Source organism: Nonomuraea lactucae, assembly GCF_003313395.1.
Taxonomy (GTDB): Bacteria; Actinomycetota; Actinomycetes; order Streptosporangiales; family Streptosporangiaceae; genus Nonomuraea; species Nonomuraea lactucae.
Genome location: NZ_QNFZ01000207.1, coordinates 1 through 22,946, shown reverse-complemented (window position 1 = coordinate 22,946; position 22,946 = coordinate 1). Strand labels below are relative to the sequence as shown.

At 69.2% G+C, this 22,946-nt stretch carries 19 protein-coding genes and 1 pseudogene; 11 read left to right on the top strand and 9 right to left on the bottom strand.

The features are described from left to right. From DQW85_RS13045 to DQW85_RS44435, 3 genes and pseudogenes are all read left to right on the top strand, one after another. Positions 1 to 372: pseudogene (locus DQW85_RS13045) on the top strand (hypothetical protein); the annotation flags it as partial. After that, entirely contained in the window at positions 362 to 2,074 is a 1,713-nt protein-coding gene (gene treZ / locus DQW85_RS13040) for a malto-oligosyltrehalose trehalohydrolase (protein ID WP_113700584.1), read from the top strand. The pseudogene DQW85_RS13045 and the gene treZ, both read left to right, overlap by 11 nt. Before the next feature lie 609 nt (positions 2,075 to 2,683). Further along, complete coding sequence (locus DQW85_RS44435) at positions 2,684 to 4,048, top strand: hypothetical protein (RefSeq protein ID WP_162794940.1); 1,365 nt, start codon at positions 2,684 to 2,686, stop codon at positions 4,046 to 4,048. A gap of 809 nt (positions 4,049 to 4,857) precedes the next feature. On the opposite strand, the gene DQW85_RS45805 is transcribed toward DQW85_RS44435, so the two are convergent. Next, a complete protein-coding gene (locus DQW85_RS45805) occupies positions 4,858 to 6,915 on the bottom strand; it encodes a PKD domain-containing protein (RefSeq protein WP_240197140.1) in 2,058 nt (685 codons plus the stop codon). Between the two features lie 361 nt (positions 6,916 to 7,276). On the opposite strand from DQW85_RS45805, the gene DQW85_RS13025 reads away from it, so the two are divergent. The 5 genes from DQW85_RS13025 to DQW85_RS13005 are packed head-to-tail and all read left to right on the top strand — an operon-like array spanning position 7,277 to position 12,681. Further along, positions 7,277 to 8,929, top strand: a complete 1,653-nt coding sequence (locus DQW85_RS13025) for an ABC transporter substrate-binding protein (protein ID WP_113700582.1) — start codon at positions 7,277 to 7,279, stop codon at positions 8,927 to 8,929. 2 nt (positions 8,930 to 8,931) lie between these two features. Beyond that, the gene (locus DQW85_RS13020) at positions 8,932 to 9,855 is read left to right on the top strand and encodes an ABC transporter permease (protein ID WP_113700581.1); all 924 of its coding nucleotides are present in this window, start codon (positions 8,932 to 8,934) and stop codon (positions 9,853 to 9,855) included. After that, positions 9,852 to 10,817 (top strand): ABC transporter permease, encoded by a 966-nt coding sequence (locus DQW85_RS13015; protein ID WP_113700580.1) that lies wholly within the window; start codon positions 9,852 to 9,854, stop codon positions 10,815 to 10,817. The genes DQW85_RS13020 and DQW85_RS13015 overlap by 4 nt, the downstream gene beginning before the upstream one ends. Further along, complete coding sequence (locus DQW85_RS13010) at positions 10,814 to 11,767, top strand: ABC transporter ATP-binding protein (protein ID WP_113700579.1); 954 nt, start codon at positions 10,814 to 10,816, stop codon at positions 11,765 to 11,767. Before DQW85_RS13015 ends, DQW85_RS13010 begins: the two co-directional genes overlap by 4 nt. Continuing rightward, positions 11,764 to 12,681, top strand: a complete 918-nt coding sequence (locus tag DQW85_RS13005; protein ID WP_113700578.1) for an ABC transporter ATP-binding protein — start codon at positions 11,764 to 11,766, stop codon at positions 12,679 to 12,681. The genes DQW85_RS13010 and DQW85_RS13005 overlap by 4 nt, the downstream gene beginning before the upstream one ends. Before the next feature lie 345 nt (positions 12,682 to 13,026). Here DQW85_RS13005 and DQW85_RS13000 read toward each other — a convergent pair whose 3' ends face one another. The 8 genes from DQW85_RS13000 to DQW85_RS12965 all read right to left on the bottom strand — a co-directional run bounded on the left by DQW85_RS13000 (position 13,027) and on the right by DQW85_RS12965 (position 20,456). Continuing rightward, entirely contained in the window at positions 13,027 to 14,025 is a 999-nt protein-coding gene (locus tag DQW85_RS13000; protein WP_113700577.1) for an AraC family transcriptional regulator, read from the bottom strand. Positions 14,026 to 14,094: 69 nt separating this feature from the next. Beyond that, positions 14,095 to 14,385 carry an MTH1187 family thiamine-binding protein gene (locus DQW85_RS12995; protein WP_113700576.1) on the bottom strand — a complete coding sequence of 97 codons (291 nt, stop codon included), beginning with the start codon at positions 14,383 to 14,385 and terminating at the stop codon, positions 14,095 to 14,097. A gap of 72 nt (positions 14,386 to 14,457) precedes the next feature. Further along, entirely contained in the window at positions 14,458 to 14,778 is a 321-nt protein-coding gene (locus tag DQW85_RS12990) for a hypothetical protein (protein WP_113700575.1), read from the bottom strand. 10 nt (positions 14,779 to 14,788) lie between these two features. After that, positions 14,789 to 15,466: a uracil-DNA glycosylase gene (locus DQW85_RS12985; RefSeq protein WP_113700574.1), complete on the bottom strand. Its 678-nt coding sequence runs from the start codon at positions 15,464 to 15,466 to the stop codon at positions 14,789 to 14,791. A gap of 121 nt (positions 15,467 to 15,587) precedes the next feature. Beyond that, positions 15,588 to 16,490 carry a carbohydrate ABC transporter permease gene (locus DQW85_RS12980; protein ID WP_113700573.1) on the bottom strand — a complete coding sequence of 301 codons (903 nt, stop codon included), beginning with the start codon at positions 16,488 to 16,490 and terminating at the stop codon, positions 15,588 to 15,590. Next, positions 16,487 to 17,866, bottom strand: coding sequence for an ABC transporter permease (locus tag DQW85_RS12975; RefSeq protein WP_420819158.1), 1,380 nt, complete (start codon positions 17,864 to 17,866; stop codon positions 16,487 to 16,489). Before DQW85_RS12975 ends, DQW85_RS12980 begins: the two co-directional genes overlap by 4 nt. 12 nt (positions 17,867 to 17,878) lie before the next feature. Further along, complete coding sequence (locus DQW85_RS12970) at positions 17,879 to 19,198, bottom strand: ABC transporter substrate-binding protein (RefSeq protein WP_113700571.1); 1,320 nt, start codon at positions 19,196 to 19,198, stop codon at positions 17,879 to 17,881. A 10-nt stretch (positions 19,199 to 19,208) separates the two neighbouring features. Next, a complete protein-coding gene (locus DQW85_RS12965) occupies positions 19,209 to 20,456 on the bottom strand; it encodes an ABC transporter substrate-binding protein (protein ID WP_240197139.1) in 1,248 nt (415 codons plus the stop codon). 128 nt (positions 20,457 to 20,584) lie between these two features. Between DQW85_RS12965 and DQW85_RS12960 the strand changes: the two genes are divergently transcribed. From DQW85_RS12960 to DQW85_RS12950, 3 genes are all read left to right on the top strand, one after another. Continuing rightward, complete coding sequence (locus DQW85_RS12960) at positions 20,585 to 21,091, top strand: PadR family transcriptional regulator (protein ID WP_113700570.1); 507 nt, start codon at positions 20,585 to 20,587, stop codon at positions 21,089 to 21,091. Continuing rightward, positions 21,088 to 21,816 (top strand): ABC transporter ATP-binding protein, encoded by a 729-nt coding sequence (locus DQW85_RS12955; RefSeq protein WP_240197138.1) that lies wholly within the window; start codon positions 21,088 to 21,090, stop codon positions 21,814 to 21,816. Before DQW85_RS12960 ends, DQW85_RS12955 begins: the two co-directional genes overlap by 4 nt. Before the next feature lie 32 nt (positions 21,817 to 21,848). Next, positions 21,849 to 22,946: ABC transporter permease (locus tag DQW85_RS12950; protein ID WP_205315083.1), on the top strand; the 1,098-nt coding region annotated here is incomplete at its 3' end.

The window sequence follows — 22,946 nt, the reverse complement described above, 5'->3', positions numbered from 1 at the left end:
GAGGCGGCCGAGCACGCCATCGCCTTCGCGCGTGGCGGTGGTGCCTTCTCCGAGGGTGGTGCGGGGGGTGGCTCGCGGGCGCAGGCGGTGGCGGTCGCCACCCGGCTCCCGGTGCGGCTCGCCCGCCGCGGCGCCTCGACCGGCGACGGACGTTCCGGAGACGGACGTCCCGGAGGCGGACGTCCCGGAGGCGGACGTTCCGGAGGCGGACGTTCCGGAGGCGGACGTTCCGGATGGGGGGCGACCACGCTCACCCTGCCTCCGGGCGCCTGGCGCGACCTGCTCACCGGCGGCCTCTACACCGGCCGCGTCCCCCTGGCTCACCTGCTCCATCAGTATCCCGTCGCACTCCTGGAGAGACATGATCTTTGAGGTGTGGGCACCGAAGGCCACGGCCGTCGAGGTCGACGTTCTCGGCGGTCGGCGGGCCATGTCCTCGCGGCTGGGCGGCTGGTGGGCACTCGATGTGCCCGAGGCCACCCACGGCACCCGCTACGGGTACGTTCTCGACGGCGGAGGGCCGTACCCCGACCCCCGCTCCCGACGGCAGCCGGAGGGGATCTTCAGCCTCAGCGCCGTCTACGACCACGGGCACTTCACCTGGGCCGACGACGAATGGACCGGGCGCGACCTGCGCGGCGCCGTGATCTACGAGCTGCACGTCGGTACGTTCACGCAGGAGGGGACGTTCGAGGCCGCCATCGAGCGGCTCGGACACCTGGTCGAGCTCGGCGTCGACTTCGTCGAGGTCATGCCGGTAGCCCCGGTGCCCGGCGCGCGCAACTGGGGCTACGACGGGGTCGACCTCTACGCGGTCAACGAGACCTATGGCGGGCCCGACGGGCTCAAGTCGTTCGTCGACGCCTGCCACCGTGAGGGCGTCGGCGTCATCCTCGACGTGGTCTACAACCATCTCGGGCCCTCCGGCAACTTCCTGCACCCGTTCGGCCCCTACTTCTCCGGGCACGCCGGGAGCTACTGGGGCGAGGCGGTCAACCTCGACGGGCCGGGTTCCGACGAGGTGCGCCGCTACTTCATCGGGAACGCGCTGCAGTGGCTGCGCGACTATCACATCGACGGGCTCCGGCTGGACGCCGTGCACGCCCTGCACGACAAGCGGGCCACCCACCTGCTGGCCGAGCTGTCGGCCGAGGTCGACGCGCTGGCCTGCGCCCTCGGCCGCCCGCTGTCGCTGATCGCCGAGTCCGACCTGAACGACCCGCGCATGGTCCGTCCGCTCGACGCCGGCGGGCTCGGCATGACCGCGCAGTGGGACGACGACGTCCACCACGCGCTGCACACCGCGGTCAGCGGCGAGACGCACGGCTACTACGCGGACTTCGCCGGCCTGGAGGCCCTGGCCAAGGTGCTGACCTCCGGCGTCCTGCACGACGGCGGCCACTCCAGCTTCCGCGGACGCTCCCACGGGAGCCCGTACACGGGGGTGCCCGGCCACCGGCTGGTCGCCTGCCTGCAGAACCACGACCAGATCGGCAACCGCCCGGCCGGCGACCGGCTACCGCAGCCGGCCCTCCGGCTCGGGGCCGGGCTGCTGCTGACGTCGCCGTTCACGCCGATGCTCTTCATGGGGGAGGAGTGGGGGGCGCGCACGCCGTTCCTGTTCTTCTCCGACCATGTGGAGCCGGGGCTGCGCGAGAGCGAGAGCGGGCGCAGGGAGCGGGAGTTCGAGGGGTTCGGCTATGCCTGGGAGGCCCCGGACCCCTCGGACGAGGACACGTTCCAGATGTCGAAGCTCGACTGGGGGGAGCTGAAGGAGGAGACGCACTGGTCACTGCTGTGCTGGTACCGCGACCTGATCGCGCTGCGCAAGGCGCTGCCCGAGCTGTCGGACCCGCGCTTCGACCGGGTACGGGTGGAGGCGGACCCGGAGGGCGACTGGCTGCTCATGTGGCGCGGGGCGCTGTGCGTGGCGGTGAACTTCGGCGGCGATTCGGTGACGCTACCGGTACGGGCCGGGGCCGTACTGCTGGCGTCCGACGACCCGGTCTCGTTCAGGGCGGACGGCCTCCGCCTCCCCGGCCAAACCCTCGCCATCTGCCGCCCCGACCCCTGACCCGAACCAAGCCCGCCACCCCTTAGGCAGCCCGCACTCCGCCCCCCAAGCAGCCCGCACTCCGGCCCCCAAGCAGCCCGCACTCCGGCCCCCAAGCAGCCCGCACTCCCTTCCGCAAGCAGCCCGCATCCCTGCCCCTCGCACCGACCCCCAACCAACCTGCACCGCCGCCTCAAAGGAGACTCCCGCCCCAAGGACGCACGCCACCCCGCCCCCAAAGCCGTACCGGACCCCCGGAGAGCCACACGGGATCGCTCCACTGCCGCTCGGGGGCGCACCCGGCTCCCCACGGGAACCACCCGCCAGCCCGCACGGCCGTCCCCGCTGGCACGGCCCTCGCGCTACGGCGCGTTAGCTCGCTCAAGCCGTCCCCGGGGGCCCGCTCGAAAGGCCCGGAGGAGCGCGCTAATGCCCAGCACAGGGACATACCCGCACGTCGGTCCGCCTCCAGCCGGGACGAGCCCACCCGACCGACCGGCCCACCTGCCCGACCGGCTGTCCCCAGGACCGCACAGCACTCCGCCCAGCTATCCACAGAACGCCGCTCTGCCGCCCCTCCCCCCACGCTCCTTGCCCATCCTGAGGGCCTGACCAACCCCGGAGGCCCTCATGAAGATCGCACTAGCGCTGCCTGGCACGCTGCGCTGCCTGTTCGTCGTCGCGGTCGAGCGGATGCCCTGCTCGGTGGAGTCCCTGGTGCCATGGCGCGTCGGCCCGCCGTACAGAAAGGCCGCGATGACCGCGTTCGGCACCCCGAGGCTGGCCGTCACCCATCACAGATCCCCATGGAGACCTGCCGGCCTCGCGCTGACCGACGACGAACGGCATCTGCTGCGCCGCGCCCGGCACCACCTGCTCGTCACCACCACCGCCCCCCCGCACGAGCTCCCCGCCAACGTCCAGGTAGCCCGCGCCACGGCCCGTGCCCTGGCCCGAGCGTGCGGCGGCCTGGTCATCGACCCCCTGACAGGCACGACGATCCCCACCTGCGACAGATGCCCCGACGAGCCGCCCCGGTTCCGCCTCGCCGACGACTGGCTGGGCTGGGACATCCACCCTCGCCTCTCCACCCGATGCTGCCCGCCACGCCACCCAGCCGACAGCCCTGAACACACGACCGCCACCACGGCATCATTGGGGCCCACCCCTGAGGCCGGTCGCAGTCAGGCACCCGCACCCCCGCGCGACTCGAGACACGAGGCCCCGCACGCATCCACGCCCCCGCGCGACTCGACACACGATGCCCCGCACGCATTCATGACCATGTGTGACCCGGCCCGCCGGGCCGGTCGCAGGCAGACTCCCGCCACCCGGCCCGCCCCAGCCTCAAGGGCCGTCCATGCCCCGGCGTCCAAGGGGGCGCGGCGAGACGAGGCAGCCGGAGACACAGGGCTGCCGGACCCGGCCGAAGGCGGGGAGACCTGTGACTGCCTGAGCGTCACCTCCCGTGGGCTCCGCCGCTTCGCCCTTCCGGAGATCACCATCGAGGGCACAGCCTGCGCCCACAGCCTCTGCGCGACCAGCCTGCTGCGCACGGTGGCCGACCGCCTCCTCACTGATCACCTGGCGTTCCTCTCCAACCACCGAAAAGCCACGATCCGCCTGATCGACGACCATCTCCACCTGAACGGCTCGGATCAGTCCCCCTTCCCCGGCACCCCATCATTCGGGGTCCAGCTCACCCCATGCGACGACCACACCCCCGCCCTCACCTACGCGCGCCGCGCCAGGCACCCACAGGAAAAGGCCGCCTCAACCCGCCCGCGTGGGGTCAGGCGACTGAAGGTGCGCCCGATGCCGGGCACAGGCCAGTTCACCTGCCTCAAGGTGGCCCCACCCTCGGGCTTCACCGGCTCGCTGGACGCCTGGCCACGCGCACCCCGGAAGGCGGGCCACAACCTTCCCCCGATGGTCCCTCTGGTCCCACTCGCAGGCTGCCGGCATTCCAACCCTCCCGGGACCCTGGCGGCCTGACGTCGCGACAGTCAGGGATGCGAGGAGCGGGCCGAGAAGTGGGCGCTGCTCGCCGCAAGGACGGCAAGACCGCAAGACCGCAAGGCCGCGAGGGCCGCGAGGGCCGCGAGGGCCGCGAGGGCCGCAAGGCGGTAAGGGCCGCAAGGCGGTAAGGGCCGCAAGGCCGCAAGGGCCCCAACGGCACCCAAGGTCCGTAAGGGTCGTAAGGTCCGTAAGGGTCGTAAGGTCCGTAAGGGCTGCAAGGGCTATGGCGTGGAGGGCGGGGGCGGACTCTTCGCATGCTCAGCGGCTGAGGATCTGCCTGAGCACGGCCCAGGCGTTCCTGGACGAATCGCCCGGCTTCCGTCCAGGCCACCCCCCGCTCCTCGGCCATCAGCACGAGCCCCGACGCGAACAGGTCGACGGTCGAGATCCGCTGGCCGTCCCAGTCGAGTGTCAGGTGCGGGGCCCGGCCTGGCAGTTCTGGACCGCCTTGTCGGCGGCGCGCCCTCGCCACCGTGAAGGCGTGGCCGCTTGCTCGCCGGCCAGAACGAGGCGACCTGGAAGGCCTCCTTGGCCGTGACCGGCTCTCCGGACGCGGCGGCCTCCTTGGCGTGGCATGTGCGGGCATGTGCGGGCATGTGCAGGCATGTGCGGGGATGACGAGAGCCGAAGCCAGGAGACCGCCGACGACAGCGACGATGCGATTTGAGGGGAGACTCCTGGTCTGCCACGGTACGCCTCTTGCGTCCCGCGTGTCAGAGAAGGTTGCGCTTCCTTCACCAGGGAGGAGTCTCTGCAGGCGCCCGGATTACGCGCTTTCGCGGGTTTTAGAACTCAACGTTGACCGCCGCTCCGCTGAACGCCTGCGTGGCGTACAGACTGATGTAGTGGTAGCCGGAGGCCGGGTTGTTGACGGTCAGGGTTTCCGCGCTGCCGGCGTTGGTGGAGCGCTGGGTGTAGGAGGTGGTGGTGGCCCAGTTCCTGTTGCTGTAGTACAGGTCGGCATTTCCGGTGCTCCCGCTGGAGTGGATGACCAGCTTGGAGACTCCGGCGGGCACCCATAGGAAGAAGTACTCGTACTTGCCGGTGGCGGCTGACAGGTTGCTGCGCCGGCAGTTGCGGCCGAGCTCATCGGTCCTGCTGGAGGTGCATTCCGGTGTGGATCCGCCCGAAGACACCGTTAGCTGCTTCGTGGCCGTGGAGGTGGCGCCGTCGTCGTCCGTGACGGTCAGCCGCACCGCATAGGTGCCTGGGGTGCTGTAGGCGTGCTCGGGGGCGGCCGAGGTGGAGGTGGTGCCGTCACCGAAGTCCCACTGGCGCGAGGTTATGGTGCTGTCAGGGTCGGTGGAGGTGTCGGTGAATCTCACCGTCAGGCCGGTGGCCGACCAGGTGAAGGCCGCGTTCGGCACTTGGTTGCCGCCTCCGGGCAGGGCGTTGATGGCGGCACGCAGGTTGGGCAGCGGGCCGATGTTCCCGGTGGCGGGATTCACCTGTGGGGTGCCGGTGGCCTTCAGCCGTGCGCGCAGGTCGAGGGGGGTCAGGCTGATGCCCCGCTGCTTGGCGACGCTGGACAGGGAGGCGGCGGCTGAGGCCACGATGGGGCCCGCACTGGAGGTGCCGCCGAAGGTGTGGGTGTAGTAGCTGTTGGAGCCACCGGTGTTGTAGAGGTTTCCGTACCCGGAGGTCACCACGCAGTTGCCCCAGCCCTGGACGTCGATGCGACTTCCGTAGGTGGAGAAGTTCAGCCGGGTGCGGGCGGTTCCGCAGCCGGGAGCCGCACCGGCGCCCTCGATGATCGCGCCGGAGTCCGGCATGCCTCGCGGGAACCTGGTGCCGAAGCAGGGGTTGTCCAGGTTCATCGAGCCATTGCCCGCGGTCTCGACCACGTGTATGCCCGAGGACGTCGTGGCGACGATCGCATCGTAGATCGCGGGAATCCATTCGGGGGCGACGTAACCCGAGCAGCCGGCCGGGCCGGGCGTCTGCTGCTCGATGAGCAGCACGTCGCCGGGCCGGAGCGCGCGTGCCGCCGTGATGACGGAGTTGGCGACGTCCCAGCCGCGTTGGGTGTTGCTGGCGTTGGTGACCCGGAGCTGAGCGTCGGGGACCAGGCCGGTCACTCCGCCGCTGTTGTTGTCGCCGACGAGTTCACCCAGCACGGCGGTGCCGTGGTTGTTGTTGTTGAAGGGGTCGCTGGGCGTGCCGTTGGCGACCAACGTTCCAGGGACGCGGGCCTTGGACAGGTCCTCATGGGAGAAGTTCCAGGAGTATTCGATGTCGGCCACGCGCACGTTGCCGCCGGTGCCACCGGGGACGGTACGGGCGTAGTCGGCATCGATGCCGCTGCTGGTGGCGGGCAAGCGGTAACCCTGGCGAGGAGTGAAGTCCGGAGCGATCGGGGGAGGGGCCGCGAGCGGTTCAGCGTAGGCGATCTCGACTTGGTCCAGCGCGTTGAGTCTGTCTATGACGGCCGCGGGGTCACTGCCCGGGCGCAGGGTCAGGCGGTACCACTGGTTCAGGTCGGCTTGCGGGCGGCCCGAGCGAGTGGCCGCCTGGCCGGTGAACGTTTGTAGCGTCTCCTCTGCCGCGGTGAAGAGTCGTTGCACGGCCGAGACCGAGCCTGACTCCAGCACGTTCTCGACCGCCGACAGATCGGTCCCAGCGGTGGAGGTCAGGTGGCCATCGCGCAGCCGGACCTGGCTTCCTTCCGCGAACTTGACGTGAACGTGCGCCCGGGAGTCGTGCTTGGTGAGAGTGGTGGACGCCGGTTTCTGCGGTGTCTGGCGCTCCTGCGTGGGTGGCTCGGCGGCAGCTTCAGCTGGTGACGCGAGCGGTGAGAGGAGGGCGACGATGGAGCAGAGCACGGCTAAGAGCGGCTTGGGCATGGCTACCTCTTGGGGGGTGTGAGGGTCAAATGCCATGTAAAATTTCACATTGTATTTGACTGGGCGCAAGGCCCAATCTTTGATGCGGCGTCAAGTCCAGAGGGCGGCGCGGTGGAGCGTTCCGGCCCGCGACTGTCGGACGACTACGGATACTGCCCGAGTCCCACGTTCGGGTGCGCTGCGATGTGACTCCAGTGATCAGATGACCTCCACTGGCGGAAACTGGGCCTTGCGCTGCCGTGTCACACGTGAAATTTTACATATCACATCGTGCTTAGCGTCTGGGTGAGCGGCTGATTGCGCCTGCTCTGACCCCCCTTACACAGCTGCTGGCGTCATCGGCGCCACGACGGAGTGACACATGCACAAGAAACTGCTGGCCGCCGGGGTTCTGATGACCGTCGCCGCCTGCGGCGGGACGGCTGCCCCCGCCGCAGACGCGGCCAAGGGCGGCACGTTGACGATCCTGTCGAACCAGGACTTCGAGCACCTCGACCCGGCACGCAATTGGACGATGCCGCAGATGGACTTCGGTCTCCGATACCTGTACCGCTCGCTGGTCACATTCAAGGCCGAACCGGGCGCAGCCAGCCTGGAGATCGTGCCCGACCTCGCCACGACCACGGGCGAGATGTCGGATGGCGGCAGGACCTGGACATTCACCCTCAAGGAGGGCCTGAAGTACGAAGACGGCTCACCTATCAAGTCCGCCGACATCAAGTACAACCTGGAGCGTTCTTTCGCTCCGGAACTGCCCGGCGGCCCTAACTACCACAAGTCCGTCCTGGTCGGCGCGGAGAAGTACACGGGTCCCTACAAGGACGGCGAACTCGCCTCGATCGCGACCCCGGACGAGAAGACCATCGTCTTCAAGCTCAAGCGCCAGGTCGCCGAGTTCCCGTACTACACCACCCTGCCCAGCTTCAGTCCGGTGCCCAAAGCCAAGGACACGAAGGAGCAGTACGACAATCGCGTCTTCTCCTCCGGTCCCTACAAGATCGAGACCTACAGCCGTGGCAAGGAGATGGTCCTGGTCCGCAACGAGCACTGGGCCTCGGCCACCGACACCACGCGCCAGGCGCTGCCGGAAAAGATCGTGGTCAAGCAGGGCTTACGGCAGAGCGTGATCGACGACCGGCTCATCGCCGACCAAGGTGAAGACCAGACGGCCGTGACATACGCCGACGTCAACGGTGAGAGCTTCGCCAAGATTCTCAACAATCCGAAGGTGAGATCCCGCTTCCACAACGAGATCCGCGGATGCACCGACGTGATCGCGATGAACACCCAGAAGCCTCCCTTCGACAACGCCAAGTTCCGTCTCGCCCTGCAGTACGCCATCGACAAGGAGGCCTACCAGACCGTCAAGGGAGGTCCGGCCGCCGGTGAGATCGCCACCGCCTACCTGCCGCCCGCCCTGTCCGGCGGCACACCGCACGACACCCTGAAGGTTCCGCCCACCGGTGACATCGAGAGGGCCAAGCAGCTCATCGCCGAGTCAGGCGTGAGCACCCCGGTCAAGGTCACCCTGCATTCCAGCACCGGCGAGAAGAACGCGGCGACGGCCCTCCAGGAGTCGCTCAAGCGGGTGGGCGTCGAGGTGGAGATCAATAGCTACGACCCGTCGGTCTACTACGACACGATCGGCGACACGAGCAAGTTCGAGGGCATGGCCACCTACGGCTGGTGCCAGGACTATCCGTCGGGATCGTCGTTCATCCCGATGATGTTCGACGGGCGCACCATCACCAAGAGGGGCAACAGCGGCAACGTCGCGCTCTTCAAGGACAAGGCCACCATGGACAGGATCGACGAGATCTACGCGATGACCGATCTCAAGGCCGCCAACCAGGCATGGGTGGATCTGGACGCGCAGATCATGCAGAAGGCCCCGATGATCCCGCTGCTGTGGGAGCGCAAGCCGCTGCTGACCGGGTCCAAGGTGGCCGGCGCCTTCGGCCATCTCATCTGGTCCGGGCAGTTCGACTACGCCACCCTCGGGATCAAGAAATAGGCATGGCGACCACCCCTTCGACACGATCCGGCCGCTCGCCCGGCCGGATCGCCTTCGACCGGCTCAAAAGAGACCCGGCTGCCCTGTTCGGGGCCTCGATCGTGGCCGTCTTCGTCGCCGTGGCACTCGGCGCGCCGCTGCTGACCGCCCTGAGCGGGTGGGACGTGCAGACCTTCGACAAGAGCGCGATCGACCGCTCGCTCGGCGGCGTGCCGTATGGTGATCTCGGCGGGATCGGAGCGGAGCACTGGCTGGGCGTGGAGCCGGGCACGGGTCGCGACGTCTTCGCCAGGATCGTCTACGGCGCGCGGGTCTCGCTGCTCATCTCGGTGGCCGCCACAGCGGTCACCGTGGTGGCCGGGACCGTGATCGGGCTGGTGGCAGGTTACGTCGGCGGCCGGACGGACACGATCCTGTGCCGGGTCATGGACCTGGTGATGTCCTTCCCCAGCCTGATCTTCATGCTGGCGCTGCTGTCGGTCGCGCCCGACGCCAACCGGGTGCTGCTGCTCATCGCCATCATGTCGATGTTCAGCTGGCCGTACGTCGGGCGCATCGTGCGGGGGCAGGCGCTGTCGCTCAAGCACCAGGAGTTCGTCGACGCGGCCAGAGTTGGCGGCGGGCGCGCGGCGCACATCCTGTTCAAAGAAATGCTGCCCAACATCACCGGCCCGATCCTCGTCTACACGACGCTGGCCATTCCAGCCAACATCGGCACGGAGGCGGCCCTGTCGTTCCTCGGCGTCGGCGTACGGCCGCCCACCCCCAGCTGGGGGCAGATGCTGGACGACTCGCTGAAGTGGTACCAGGTCGTACCCAGCTACTTCATCGTGCCGAGCGTGTGCCTGTTCCTCACCGTGCTGGCCTTCACCCTCCTCGGCGACGCCCTGCGTGACGCCCTCGATCCACGCGGGACGAACGCATGATCCTCTACCTCGGCAAACGGGTGCTCGCGGTAGCCGGCGTGCTCCTGGTGATCTGCGCCGTCACCTTCACGATCTTCTACGTGCTGCCTACCGACCCCGCGGTACACGCGTGCGGCAAGACCTGTTCCAGCGAGCAGATCGCGCTGGTCCGCCAGGAGATGGGGCTGGACCGGCCGATCCACGAGCAGTTCGCCGCCTACGTCTCCGGCATCGCGGCAGGTCGCGACGGCTGCGCCTTCCCCTGCTTCGGCTACTCCTACCAGAACTCCCTGCCCGTCTGGGACCTGCTCACCGACCGGATGGCGGTCAGCGTCTCGCTTGCCCTGGGCGCGGCGCTGCTCTGGCTGACGGTCGGCGTGCTGATCGGGGTCGCATCCGCGCTGCGCAAGGGCAGCGCGCTCGACCGGACCCTGATGGCCGGCACCCTCGCCTCCGCTTCCGTCCCCGTCTATTTCACCGCCATGATTCTGCTGCTCGTGCTCGTCCAATACCTCGAGTTCCTGCCGTACCCGGACTACCGGCCCCTCACCGAGGACCCCGTCGGCTGGGCCACCAACCTGCTGCTGCCGTGGGTGACGCTGGCCAGCCTGTACGCGGCCATGTACGCCAGGCAGACGCGATCCTCAATGATCGAGACAATGGGTCAGCCGTACATCCGGACAGCCCGCGCCAAGGGTCTGCACGAGCGGACCGTCGTCACCAAGCACGGCATGCGCTCCGCCCTGACTCCCATCGTCACCATCTTCGGCATGGACCTGGGCGGCCTGCTGGCCGGCGCGGTCATCACCGAACACGTCTTCGGACTGCCCGGCATCGGCCAGCTCACCTACGACGCGATCTTCAAGGCCGACCAGCCGGTCATGCTGGGCGTCACCCTTCTGGCCGCCTTCTTCATCACTGTCGCCAATCTGGTCGTGGATCTGGTCTACGCGGGCATCGACCCACGGGTGAGGTACGCATGACAGCGCTGCTCCAGGTCACTGACCTGCGGGTGACCTTCGCCGCGGGGACCGCCGTGGACGGGGTGTCGTTCACGGCTCATCAGGGCCGGACCCTGGGTATCGTCGGAGAGTCGGGATCCGGCAAGTCGGTCTCCTCGCTGGCCGTGATGGGGTTGCACCGCAACGCCATCGTCGAAGGTTCCATCGTCTTCGACGGAGAGGAACTCGTCGGAGCCTCGCCCTCTCGGCTGCGCGCGCTCCGCGGGTCACGCATGTCGATGATCTTCCAGGATCCGCTGTCGTCGCTGCATCCGTACTACACGGTCGGCGAGCAGATCGCCGAGGGCTACCGGCTGCACGCCAAGGCGTCCAGGCGGGCGGCGCGGGAGCGCGCCGTCGAGATGCTCGCCGATGTCGGCATCCCCTCGCCGAGAGCACGCGTGGCCGACTACCCGCATCAGTTCTCCGGCGGCATGAGACAACGCGTGATGATTGCGATGGCACTGGTCTGCGAACCCGACCTGCTGATTGCGGACGAGCCCACCACCGCCCTGGACGTGACCATCCAGGCCCAGATCCTGGAACTGATCAAGAAGATCCAGGAGGAGCGCGGCGTCGCCGTCATCATGATCACCCACGATCTGGGGGTGGTGGCGCGCGTCGCCGACGAGGTCATGGTGATGTACGGCGGAGCTCCGGTCGAGCACGCGCCGGCCCGGCAGGTGTTCAAGACGCCCGGCCACCCTTACACCCGGGGCCTGCTCGACTCGATTCCCCGCCACGACCTCGGAGGGGGCGGGCCGCTTCAGGCGATCCCCGGCAGCCCGCCCTCACTCCTGACACCACCGCAGGGCTGTCGCTTCCACCCCCGCTGCCCCATCTACGCACGTGCGTCCGCGGAGATTTGCGCCACCGAACGCCCTGCGTTCATCGCAGGCCTGGCCTGCCACTATCCCGGAGCAGCAACATGAGTCCCCTCCTCGACGTCAACGACCTGCGAATGACCTTCCGAGGCGGGGTGCGCGCCGTGGACGGGGTCTCCTTCTCCGTACGGCAGGGCGAAACGCTTGGCCTGGTCGGCGAGTCCGGATGCGGCAAGTCGACCACCGGCCGGATGATCGTCCGCCTGCTGGAACCCTCCGGCGGACAGGTGACCTTCGACGGCCGCGACATCACCCACGTGAGCCGGCGGCGGTTGCTCCCCCTGCGTGGGGATCTCCAGATGGTCTTCCAGGATCCGTTCACCTCCCTCAACCCGCGCAGAACTGCCGCGCAGATCATCTCCGGGCCGAGGCGTCTGCTGGACAGGGACGGGACTATCGCCCTGCTGGAGCGCGTCGGCCTGGGCGCAGAGCACGCCGACCGCTACCCGCACGAGTTCTCCGGCGGCCAGGCCCAGCGCATCGGCATCGCCCGCGCGCTGGCGTCCCGGCCGAAACTCGTCATCTGCGACGAGCCCGTCTCCGCTTTGGACGTGTCGATCCAGGCGCAGATCGTCAACCTGCTGCGGAAACTTCAGGAGGAGGAGGGTCTCGCCTACGTCTTCATCGCCCATGACCTCTCGGTCGTGGCCCACATGTGTGACCGGGTCGCGGTCATGTATCTCGGCCGTATCGTGGAAATCGGTGACCGGAAGACCGTGTACGCCGATCCCGCTCACCCTTACACCAGGGCCCTTGTGTCGGCGGTCCCTCTTCCCGATCCCGACCTGGAACAGGACCGCGAACGGATCGTTCTGCTTGGTGACCCGCCCAACCCCGCCTCCCCACCGGCCGGCTGCACCTTCAACCCCCGCTGCGCGAAGGCGCAGAACATCTGCCGCCAGGAGGCACCTGTCTTGAGGCTTGTGCGGGGACGCCAGGCTGCCTGCCACTTCCCCGATTGAGAGTTCCCGCGCGGACATTCTCGAAGGGAGCAACGGTCGTGCAACTGGAGCTCCGGCACTTACGTACGATGATGACGATCGCTGTGCCGGGCGGTCACCACGTCGTCGAACGCCACGACCGCGATCTCACCGGGCACGGCCCCGGCCGTGCTCCTGGGTCACGCCGAGGATGCTCGTCAGCGGGCGAGCCATCGCAGCGGCTCGGCTCGCCTCAGGGAAGTTGCCGTGCGCGACCCGCTCGGCGGGTCCTCGGTCGGTGGAACGAGCGCGTCGGGGATGGTAGCAACGGCCTCCGCGAATTCGCCGCTGATCCGGTGCGGATCCGGAGCGAGCCGCCTGCCCGGCTCAGGTGGCGTCGTGCGCCCGGAGCGTCTGGGAGGGCGACTGGCCGTAGGTCGCCTTGTAGAGGGTGGCGAACCGGCCCAGGTGGGTGAATCCCCAGCGCAGCGCCACTTCGGTGACGGTGGTGTGGCCGCCGGTCGCGGCGATGTGGAGGAGGTCGCGGTGGGCGTGCTCCAGGCGTACCGACCTCAGGTAGGCCATCGGTGTGGTCTGGAGGTGCTCGCGGAAGCTCTGCTGCAGGGTCCGGACGCTCATCCGGGCCGCTGCGGCGATGTCGCCCAGGGTGACGGCCTCGGCGGCGTGATCGTGGCAGTACGAGCGCGCCCGCCGCAGCGAGGCGGGTGTCGCCGGAGCGGTGGGCGCCGACATCGCCGCCGAGTGGTTGTGCGGCTGGGAGGTGAGCAGGGTGTGCAGGACGAACTGCTCGAAATGGTGCTCGGCCAGCGCTGAGGCGGCGAACGGGAAGGGGCCGGGCGCCGCCGCGGCGGCGGCGATCGCCACCAGCGCCTGGCTGATCGCGGTGCTGTCGCCGATGGCCGGCTCGAAGCGCAGAGGTGTACGCGGTGAGTCGCCGAGTAACTCGGCCAGGGCGCCCTCGACCAGCGCGGACGGGATGTTCGCGATGAGCGTGTCGTTGTCGGCGCTCCAGTGCATGTCCAGGTGCTGTCGCGGCCCGATGACGGTCAGCCGCGACGTCACCTCCCGGCCGTCGACCGTCAGCGATCCGCCCCCCGACAGGGGGATGTGGATGTTGTGGAATCCGGGCAGTTCCTGGGGCAGCACCCGGATCTCGGCCCCGTAGGCCAGCGCGTGCAGGGAGATGTCGCCCTGGTGCCGGATCGCGTAGCGGCCGCCGGCCGGGTGGCTCCGGATGATCTGCAGCCGGTGGGGGGCGAAGGACCGTGTCACCAGCTCGCGCATCACCTCGATGTCGCCACCGGCGATCAGCGGTGCGGGGCCCGCCGGCTCGGACGTCTGCCCCGGCGGCCGAGACGGACCCATGGCTGTGTCTCCTCTGTGTCTCCTCTGCGCTTCGCCCCCACGCCTTCCCGGCTGCCGGGAGGCCCAAGGTCAGGGCAGGTGGCGTTCCAGGGACTCCAGCTTGCCGGTCATCCCGTCGGTGACCCCCTCCCGGAGGTCGGCCTTGAGCACCAGGCTCACCCGCGGCGCCACCTCGGCCACCGCGTCCACCGCCCGCTTGACGACGGCCATCACCTCGTCCCACTCGCCCTCGACGGTGGTGAACATGGCGTCCGTCCGGTTGGGCAGCCCGCTCTCGCGGACGACCCGGACGGCGCGGGCCACCGGCTCGGCGACCCCCTCGCCGACACCCAGCGGGGTGATGGAGAACGCGACGATCACTGCGCGCCCCCTCTCGGTGCCGGGCACACGCGGAGCCGCGGCGCCGACCGGCGCCGCGGCTCGCGCTGAGCGTCAGCTGTGGTCATGCTCCTCTTCCTCGTCCTCGGCGGGGGCCTCGGAGGGCTCGACGCCCAGCATGGCCTCGCGGGGCTCGATCTCGTCGATGTGGTCGACCAGTTGCAGCACGTGGTCGGGCTCGATGAGCCACTGCAGCGCGGAGGCGCCGGTCTCGTCGGACGCGACGAGCTCGGCCTGCTCGGCCCGCTCCTCGTCGTTGAGGTCGGCGTCGGGGTGCCGGATCTCGGCGAGCGCGGCGGCCTGCAGCGCGTCGACGTCGAGCACTTCGACGGTCAGCTCGACCGTCAGGCGCAGGAACTTCTCGTTATCGCTCATGGCGATGATGCTAGGGCAGCTTCCACTCCACAGGGGTGGCGCCTTGCTGGACGAGCAGCTCATTCGCCCGGCTGAAGGGGCGGGAGCCGAAGAAGCCGTTGCGCGCCGACAGTGGCGAGGGGTGGGCCGACTCGATGCGCGGCACGCCGCCGAGCATCGGGGCCAGGTTGCGGGCGTCGCGGCCCCACAGGATGGCCACCAGCGGCCCGCCGCGCGCCACCAGGGCGCGGATGGCCTGCTCGGTGACCTCCTCCCAGCCCTTGCCGCGGTGCGAGGCGGGCTTGCCCGGCATCACGGTCAGCACCCTGTTGAGCAGCAGGACGCCCTGGTCGGCCCAGGGGGTCAGGTCGCCGTTGGTGGGGCGGGGCAGGCCCAGGTCGGTCTCCATCTCCTTGTAGATGTTGACCAGGCTGCCGGGCAGCGGCCGCACGTCGGCGGCCACGGAGAAGGACAGCCCGATGGGATGCCCGGGGGTCGGGTAGGGGTCCTGCCCGACGATCAGCACCTTGACCTCGTCGAAGGGCTGGTTGAAGGCGCGTAGCACGTGGGCGCCCGCGGGGAGGTACTGCCTGCCTTCGGCGATCTCGTTGCGGAGGAACTCGCCCATGTGGGAGATCCGCTCGGCGACGGGCTCCAGAGCCTGGGCCCATCCGGCTTCGACGACTTCGTTCAGGGGACGACCGGCCATGGCCGATGAGCTTATCCAGGTCTGGTACGGCCTGCGTGCGAATCGTGGCACGCGGGCCGTACCAGAATGATCACAGCCGGGAACCCGCACCCCCCCCGAGGGACACGGGTGCCCGGGGGCGCTACTTGACCGAGCCCGCCATCATGCCCTGCACGAAGTAGCGCTGGAACGCGAAGAACAGGATCAGCGGGACGATCAGCGACAGGAAGGCGCCGGAGGAGAGGATGTCCACGTTGTTGCCGAACTGCCGCATCTGGGACTGGAGCGCCTTGGTCATCGGCTGGCTGTCGGTGTTGGCGAAGACCAGCGCGATGAGCATGTCGTTCCACACCCAGAGGAACTGGAAGATGCCGAGCGAGGCGATCGCCGGCTTGCCCAGCGGGAAGACCACCGAGGCGAAGATCTTCCACTCCTTCGCCCCGTCCATCCGCGCCGCCTCCAGCAGCGACGACGGGATGCCGATGAAGAAGTTGCGGAGTAGGAAGATCGCGAACGGCAGGCCGAACGCGACGTGGAACAGGACCACGCCGGGGATCGTGCCGAAGATCCCCATGCCGCCGTAGAGCGAGGCGATCGGGATGAGCGCGATCTGGATCGGCACGATCAGCAGCCCGACCACGATGAGGAACAGCGTGTCGCGGCCCGGGAACTCCATCCACGCGAACGCGTAGGCGGCCATGGCGGCGATGCCGATCACCAGGATCGTGGTCGGCACGGTGATGGCCACGGTGTTCCAGAACGACGCGGTGAAGCCGCTGGCCAGCAGGTCGCGGTAGTTCGCGATGGTGAGCTCGGCGGGCTTGGTGAAGACGGTCCACCAGCCCTCGGCGTTGTTGACCTCCACCGACCGCAACGAGACGACCAGCAGGCCGAGCGTCGGGACCAGCCAGAACACGCCGAGCAGCACCATGACGACCTGGACGGCGCCACCGCCGAGGCGGTCGACGATCCGGCCGGCGACGCCCCTTCGGGGCGCGCCCGTGTGAAGTTCGGTGACGGGAGTCGTAGCAGTCGCGGTCGTCATGCGTTCTCCCTCCTGAACCTGCGAATGTTCATGATCATGAAGGGCAGGACCAGCACGAGCAGGAAGATCGCCAGAGCACTGCCGAGCCCCTGGTTGTTCCCGCCGCCGAACGACACTCGCCACATCTCCAGCGCGATCACGTTGGCGTCCGGCTGGACCGACGACGGCGCGATGATGAAGACCAGGTCGAACACCTTCAGCGTATTGATGATCATCGTCACGAAGACGACGAGGAGCACCGGCGAGAGCAGCGGCACGGTGATCCTGCGGAACACCTGCCACTCCGTCGCGCCGTCGATGCGGGCCGCCTCCAGGGCGTCACGCGGGATGGCCGCGAGGCCGGCCGCGATCAGCACCATGGCGAACCCGGCCCAGACCCAGACGAACGCGCCGATGATCGCCGGCGTGATGAGCGTCCTGCCGAGCCAGGTGAGGCCGCGGTAGGCGGGTTCGAAGTTGGACTGCGGGAGCCGCACGACGTAGGAGCCCGCCGGCAGCCCCTCGAAGCGGAACGACCCGTCCTCGGCCGTCGTGGCGGTCGCGGCGACCCTGCCGTCGCTGACCGCTTCGACGGTCATGCCGGGCAGGCCCTTCTCGGTGCCGTCGACGGCGCCGTTCTTGCCGCCGCCTCCCGGGGTGAAGTCGAACCACACCGTGCCCGACAGCTCGTTGCCGCCCTGCGGGGTCTTGGCGGCCTGCGCGTTGCCCGGCATGACGGCCGGCTTGATGCCGACGATCGGGATCAGCACCGGCCGCCCCGTCTGGGCGGCCTGCTTGGTGACGACCGCGCCGCCCTGCGCGGCGACCGGCGACTGGTCGCCCTCGCGGGGACGCGCCTCCGGGTAGCCCTGTGAGGAGGAGAACGTGTCGTGGACGGTGGTGAGGACGGCGTTGGCCAGGCCCTTGTCCGGGTCCTCCTCGTACACGAGGCGGAAGATCACGCCGGCGGCCATGAGCGATACGGCCATCGGCATGAACACGATCAGCTTGAACGCCGTCGCCCACCTGATGCGCTCGGTCAGCACCGCGAAGATCAGGCCCAGCGTGGTGATCACGATCGGGGCCACGACCACCCAGATCAGGTTGTTCCTGATCGTGGTGAGCATCGCGCCGTCGGTGAAGATCGTGGCGTAGTTGCCCAGGCCGGTGAATCCGGTGCCGGAGGCGTCGAAGAGGCTGCGGAAGACGGAGTAGACGATCGGGTAGACCACCCAGACCCCCAGCAGCAGCGCCGCCGGGAGGAGGAAGGCGATCGCGATCACGGGGGAGGGGCCGAAGCGTCGTGTCGTGTGGGGGGCGTCAGCCGGTGCGGGGGAGTCCCCGCGCGAGTCGCTCTCCTCGCGCGGGGCCGCCGGGCCGTCCAACCTGTCGGTCACGGCCATACCTCTTTACTTCCAGGCCTTCTTGGCCTCGGCCTCGAGTGCCTCCTGGGCGCCCTTGACGTCGCTCGGGTTGCGCAGGAAGTCCTGCAGGACCTTCCACTCGCCCTTGCCGTCGGTGCCGCCGAACGCGCTGGGCGCGAGGTCCGACATGTCGTAGCGGACGGCGTCGCCGGCCGACACGATCGTCTGGCCGAGCTGCTTGGTCAGCGGGTCGGGGTAGTTGTCGGGGGAGACGTTCTTGTTGGGCGACAGGTAGCCGGGGAGCTTGGCCCAGATCTCGCCGCCCTCCTTGGAGGCGAGGAACTCCAGCAGCGCCATGGCGCCGGGCGAGTCCTTCATCGCGACCGCGACGTCGCCGCCGAGGATGACCGGGGTCGTGTCACCGGCCTTGGGGAAGGGGAAGACCTTGGCGTCCTCGCCCACCTTGGCCTTCGACTGGACCACGGGGGTGGCCACGAAGTCGGCCTCGATGATCATGGCGGCCTTCTTCTGGCCGAAGACCTTGGTCACGCAGGTGGGGAAGTCGGTCTGCAGCGCGCCCGAGCTGCCGTCGAGGACGAACTCCTTCTTGCCCGCGATCTGCTGGATCTTCTCCAGCGCGGTGGCGACGCTCGGGTCGGTCCACGGGATCTCGTGCTTGGAGAGCTGGTCGTACTTCTCGGGGCCGGCCGTGGACAGGTAGACGTTCTCGAACAGGTCGGTCAGCGTCCAGGCGGAGGCGCCGCAGAGCGAGAACGGCGGGGTGCCGGAGTCGGCGATGGTCTGCGAGGCCTTGACCAGCTCGTCCCAGTTGGTCGGCGGCTGCACGCCGGCGTCCTCGAAGGCCTGCGTGCGGTACCAGACCAGCGACTTGTGGGCCGCCTTGACCAGGACGCCGTACACCTTGCCGTCGGCGGAGCCGAGCTCCTTCCAGTACGGGGTGTAGTTGGTGTCGAGCTGCTTGCTGACCGCGTCGGTGACCGGCTTGAGGGCGTTCTGCTTGGCGTACTGCTGCACCAGGCCCGGCTGGGGCAGGATCGCGACGTCGGGCGGGCTGCCGCCCTGGATGCGCGGGCCGAGGTAGGCGCCGGTGTCCTCGCCGGTGGAGGCGTAGGTGACCTTGGCGCCGGTCTTCTCGGTGAAGGCCTTGAGCACCTGCTGGAAGTATTTCTGCTCGTCACCGGTCCACTTGGCGGCGACCTCGAGCTTGACGCCCTCCAGCGTCTTCGCGCCGCCCGCGCTCGCCGAACTCGACGCTGTGGGCTGCGTGGTCGTCGGAGCGTTGCCGCAGGCGGCGACCGCGACCGCGAGCCCGGCCAGTACCGCTGCTGCTCTGGCTGTCCTCATGGGGGGATCCTTACTGAGTTCGGATGATCTCTTCGAGTTCGGACTTCAGGGAGGCCGCGACGTCCTGGGCGGGCTCCGCGTAGGGGGGACTGAGCGCCTTGGCGACCGAGCTGGCGATCACCAGGCTCAGCTGGTTGTAGTTCGCGCTCACCGGCCGCGGCTTGGCGGCGAGGATGCTCTCCTTGAGCACGGGCAGGTAGGGGAAGCGCTCGATGAGCTCGGGGTCGTCGTAGAGCTCGGTCCACACCGGCGGGAAGGATCCCTCGGTGAGCACCCGGCGCTGGTTGTCCAGGCCCGTGAAGTAGCGGATGAACTCCTGTGCCGTGTGCTGGTGCTCGGAGAAGGCGCTGACGGCGAGGTTGACCCCGCCCAGCGTGCTGGAACCGGGCCCGTCGAGCCCGGGCAGCCTGGTGACCGCCATCTTGCCGCCTAGCTCGGCCCTGGCCGGTCCGTAGGCGTGTGGCCAGTTGCGAGCGAAGGCGAGGCGGCCGTCCTGAAAGGCCAGGCGCGACTCCTCCTCCTTGTAGTTCAGGGACTCCGCGGGGATCCAGCCCTCGCGCAGGCCCTGGCGGAAGAAGTCGAGCGCGGTCCCGGCCTTGGCCACGTCGAGGGTGACCTTCGTGCCGTCGGGGCTGACCACCTGGCCGCCGGCCGACTGCACGGCCTCCGAGAAATTGACCGTCAGACCCTCGTACGCGAGGAACTGTCCGCCGTAACCTCCTATATGGTGCTTTTTAGTTACTTCTAGTGCTTTTTGGCGAAGTTCCGCCCAGGTGCGGGGCGGCTTCCTCACGAGATCGGTGCGGTAGTAGAGCAGCCCCGCGTTGCTCGTGTACGGCACCGCCCAGAGCTTGTCCTTGTAGACCGCGGTCTCCACGACAGGCGGCAGGAACCTGTCGAGCGGGAAGAGCCCGCGCTCCAGGGGGATGATCCAGCCGTTCTCCGCGAACTCCGCGGTCAACACCACGTCGAGCCCGAGCACGTCGTAGCGGCTGCTGCGGGCCTGGAGGTTGGCCACCATCTGAGCGCGCTGCTCGTCGGCGGCCTCGGGCAGTTCGAGGAGCGTCACCTTCTCGGCCGGGTGGGCCTGGTTCCAGCGGTCCAGCAGGGGTTGCAGGTACGCCGTGGTGTCGCGCCCGGTGGCGAACGTGATCGGGCCGGTGCCGCCCGTGCCGGTGTCGCCGCCGTTCTCGTCGCCCGCCCCAGCGCACCCGGCCGCCAGCAGGACGGCCACGGTGAGCGAAAGCGCGCGAAGCACCCGTGTTACCTCCATGTTCAATGGGGTTACATACGTGTTAGGTAGATGCATTCATGTTATGCACACAGGTAATGTGGTGGTCAACGGATAGCTCTGTAACGCCTACGTAACACAAAGGGAGGTGAGGCGTGCGGCTACACCTGCTGGCGCTTCTGGCCAAAGAGCCGGCCCACGGATACGAGCTCAAGCAGGCACTGGAGCAGACCTTCGGCAGCGCATACCCCTCCCCCAACATCGGGCAGATATACGTGACGCTCGGCAGGCTGGAGAAGGACGGCCTGGTCAGGGCCGTCGACGTGGAGCAGTCCAACCGCCCCAACAAGAAGGTCTACTACCTGACGACCAAGGGCCGCGAGGTCCTCATGACCTGGGTGGACGAGCCCACCGAAGGCCCCCGGGTGCGCGACGAGTTCTTCATGAAGCTCGTGCTGGCCCCGCTCACCGGCATCGCCGACCGGATGGCGCTCATCAACCGGCAGCGGCGGCACTATCTTTCCCTCATGGGCGACCTCAACGACCTCCTCTCCCGCACCGAGCCCGGCGACAACGTGGCCGTGCTGCTCATCGAGGGCGCCATGCTGCACCTGCAGGCCGACCTCGACTGGCTGGAGCGATGCCAGGAGGACCTGACGTGAGCCCGGTCCTGAAAACCGTCCACCTGGTGAAGATCTACTCCGACGGGGCGGTGCCCGTGCCCGCCGTACGCGGGGTGGACCTGCAGGTGGAGCCGGGCGAGTTCGTCGCGATCATGGGGCCGTCCGGGTCGGGCAAGTCCAGCCTCGTGCACATGCTCGGCGGCCTCGACACCCGCACCAGCGGCGAGATCTGGCTCGACGGGCGGCGCGTCGACACCCTGTCCGAGAGCGCCTGGGCGCTGCTGCGGCGCAAGAAGATCGGGTTCGTCTTCCAGTTCTTCAACCTGGTCGCCAACATGACCGTGGCCGACAACGTGGAGCTCCCGGCCCTGCTCGCCGGCGCCTCCCCCAAGGAGGCCCGCGAGCGCAGGGAGAGCCTGCTGGGCGCCCTCAACCTCACCGAGCGCGCCGACGCAGCGCCCGGCCAGCTCTCGGGCGGCGAGCAGCAGCGCGTCGCGCTGGCCCGCGCGCTGGCCAACCAGCCCAGCGTGCTGCTGGCCGACGAGCCCACCGGAAACCTCGACAGCCGCAACACCCGCGACGTCCTCCGGCTGCTCAGCGACGTGCACAAGCAGGGCCAGACGATCATCATGGTCACCCACGACGCCCGCGTCGCCAGCCTGGCCGACCGCCTGGTCTCCCTGTTCGACGGCGAGATCGTCGACGACGGCCGGATCGCGCGCAGGCGCACCGGCACGGCCGGCGAAGTGATCGACCTGCGATGAGCGCCCCGCGATGAGCACAGGATGAGCACAGGATGAGCACAGCGAGAGCGGGTGGCCGGTGGATCAGGGCCGACCTGCGGGCCAGGAAGGGGCAGGCGGTCCTCACCGTGCTCGCCGTGGCCGGCATCGTGGCCGCCCTGATCACCGCCGTCACGCTCCTGGAGGACGGCACCAACCCATGGCGCGGCCTGTTCGCCCAGACCGACGGCGCCCACGTGTGGCTCTACACCAAGAACAGCCCACAGGCCGCGCTGGGCGACATCGACGGCGTCACCCGCGTCGCCGGACCGTACCGCTCCGCACCCGTCACCGTCGCGCAGGACGGCAAGAAGGAGCCGGCGGCGCTGCGCTCCATGACCGCCACCCCGCCCCAGGTCGCCCACCCGGTGGTGGCCGAGGGCCGCTGGCTCGACCCCTCCCGGCTCGACGGCGTGGTGGTCGAGCGCTCGTTCGCCTCCTCGCTCCGGCTCAGGGTCGGCGCGTCGCTCACGATCATCGCGCTGAGCGGCGAGCGCCACACCCTGCGCGTACGCGGCATCGCGCACTCCGCCGAGCAGGGCTTCTACCCCGAGTGGACGCCCGGCCTGGTCTGGGTCCTGCCGGGCATGCTCGACCGGATCGAGCCCATGCTGGGCCGCAGCGAGTGGGTGACCGGGCTGCGCCTGTCCGACGCCGACGCGGCGCAGATCGTCTCGCAGCGCGTCGTCGTCATGCTGGAGGACCAGCTCCAGCGCGTCTACACCTGGCGCGAGGTGCGCGCCGCGATGGAGCTCGACAACCGGCTGCTCGGCACGCTGCTGGCGCTGTTCGGCGTGGTCGGGCTGGTCGCCGCCGCGCTCGCGCTGGCCAACGCCGCGGGCGGCAGGGTGCTCGGCCAGCTCCGCGACCTGGCCACGCTCAAGTCGATGGGCTTCACCAGGGGCCAGGTCGCCCTGCTGCTCCTCGCCGAGCACGGCTCGCTCGGCCTGCTCGGCATCGTGCTGGGCGCCGTGGGGGGCTGGGCGATGACGGTGGCCGTGCTGGGCACCGCGCTCGTCGCGCCCGTGCCGGTGCTCGCCATCATCTGCGGCACCGCGCTGGTCGTGCTGGCCGCGGTGGGCCTGCCCGCCTGGCGCGGCGGGCGCACGCCG

Coding starts and splice junctions, on each gene's coding strand:
- treZ (WP_113700584.1), top strand. CDS start 362: ATGATCTTTGAGGTGTGGGCACCGAAGGCCACGGCCGTCGAGGTCGAC.
- DQW85_RS44435 (WP_162794940.1), top strand. CDS start 2,684: ATGAAGATCGCACTAGCGCTGCCTGGCACGCTGCGCTGCCTGTTCGTC.
- DQW85_RS45805 (WP_240197140.1), bottom strand. CDS start 6,915: ATGCCCAAGCCGCTCTTAGCCGTGCTCTGCTCCATCGTCGCCCTCCTC.
- DQW85_RS13025 (WP_113700582.1), top strand. CDS start 7,277: ATGCACAAGAAACTGCTGGCCGCCGGGGTTCTGATGACCGTCGCCGCC.
- DQW85_RS13020 (WP_113700581.1), top strand. CDS start 8,932: ATGGCGACCACCCCTTCGACACGATCCGGCCGCTCGCCCGGCCGGATC.
- DQW85_RS13015 (WP_113700580.1), top strand. CDS start 9,852: ATGATCCTCTACCTCGGCAAACGGGTGCTCGCGGTAGCCGGCGTGCTC.
- DQW85_RS13010 (WP_113700579.1), top strand. CDS start 10,814: ATGACAGCGCTGCTCCAGGTCACTGACCTGCGGGTGACCTTCGCCGCG.
- DQW85_RS13005 (WP_113700578.1), top strand. CDS start 11,764: ATGAGTCCCCTCCTCGACGTCAACGACCTGCGAATGACCTTCCGAGGC.
- DQW85_RS13000 (WP_113700577.1), bottom strand. CDS start 14,025: ATGGGTCCGTCTCGGCCGCCGGGGCAGACGTCCGAGCCGGCGGGCCCC.
- DQW85_RS12990 (WP_113700575.1), bottom strand. CDS start 14,778: ATGAGCGATAACGAGAAGTTCCTGCGCCTGACGGTCGAGCTGACCGTC.
- DQW85_RS12985 (WP_113700574.1), bottom strand. CDS start 15,466: ATGGCCGGTCGTCCCCTGAACGAAGTCGTCGAAGCCGGATGGGCCCAG.
- DQW85_RS12980 (WP_113700573.1), bottom strand. CDS start 16,490: ATGACGACCGCGACTGCTACGACTCCCGTCACCGAACTTCACACGGGC.
- DQW85_RS12970 (WP_113700571.1), bottom strand. CDS start 19,198: ATGAGGACAGCCAGAGCAGCAGCGGTACTGGCCGGGCTCGCGGTCGCG.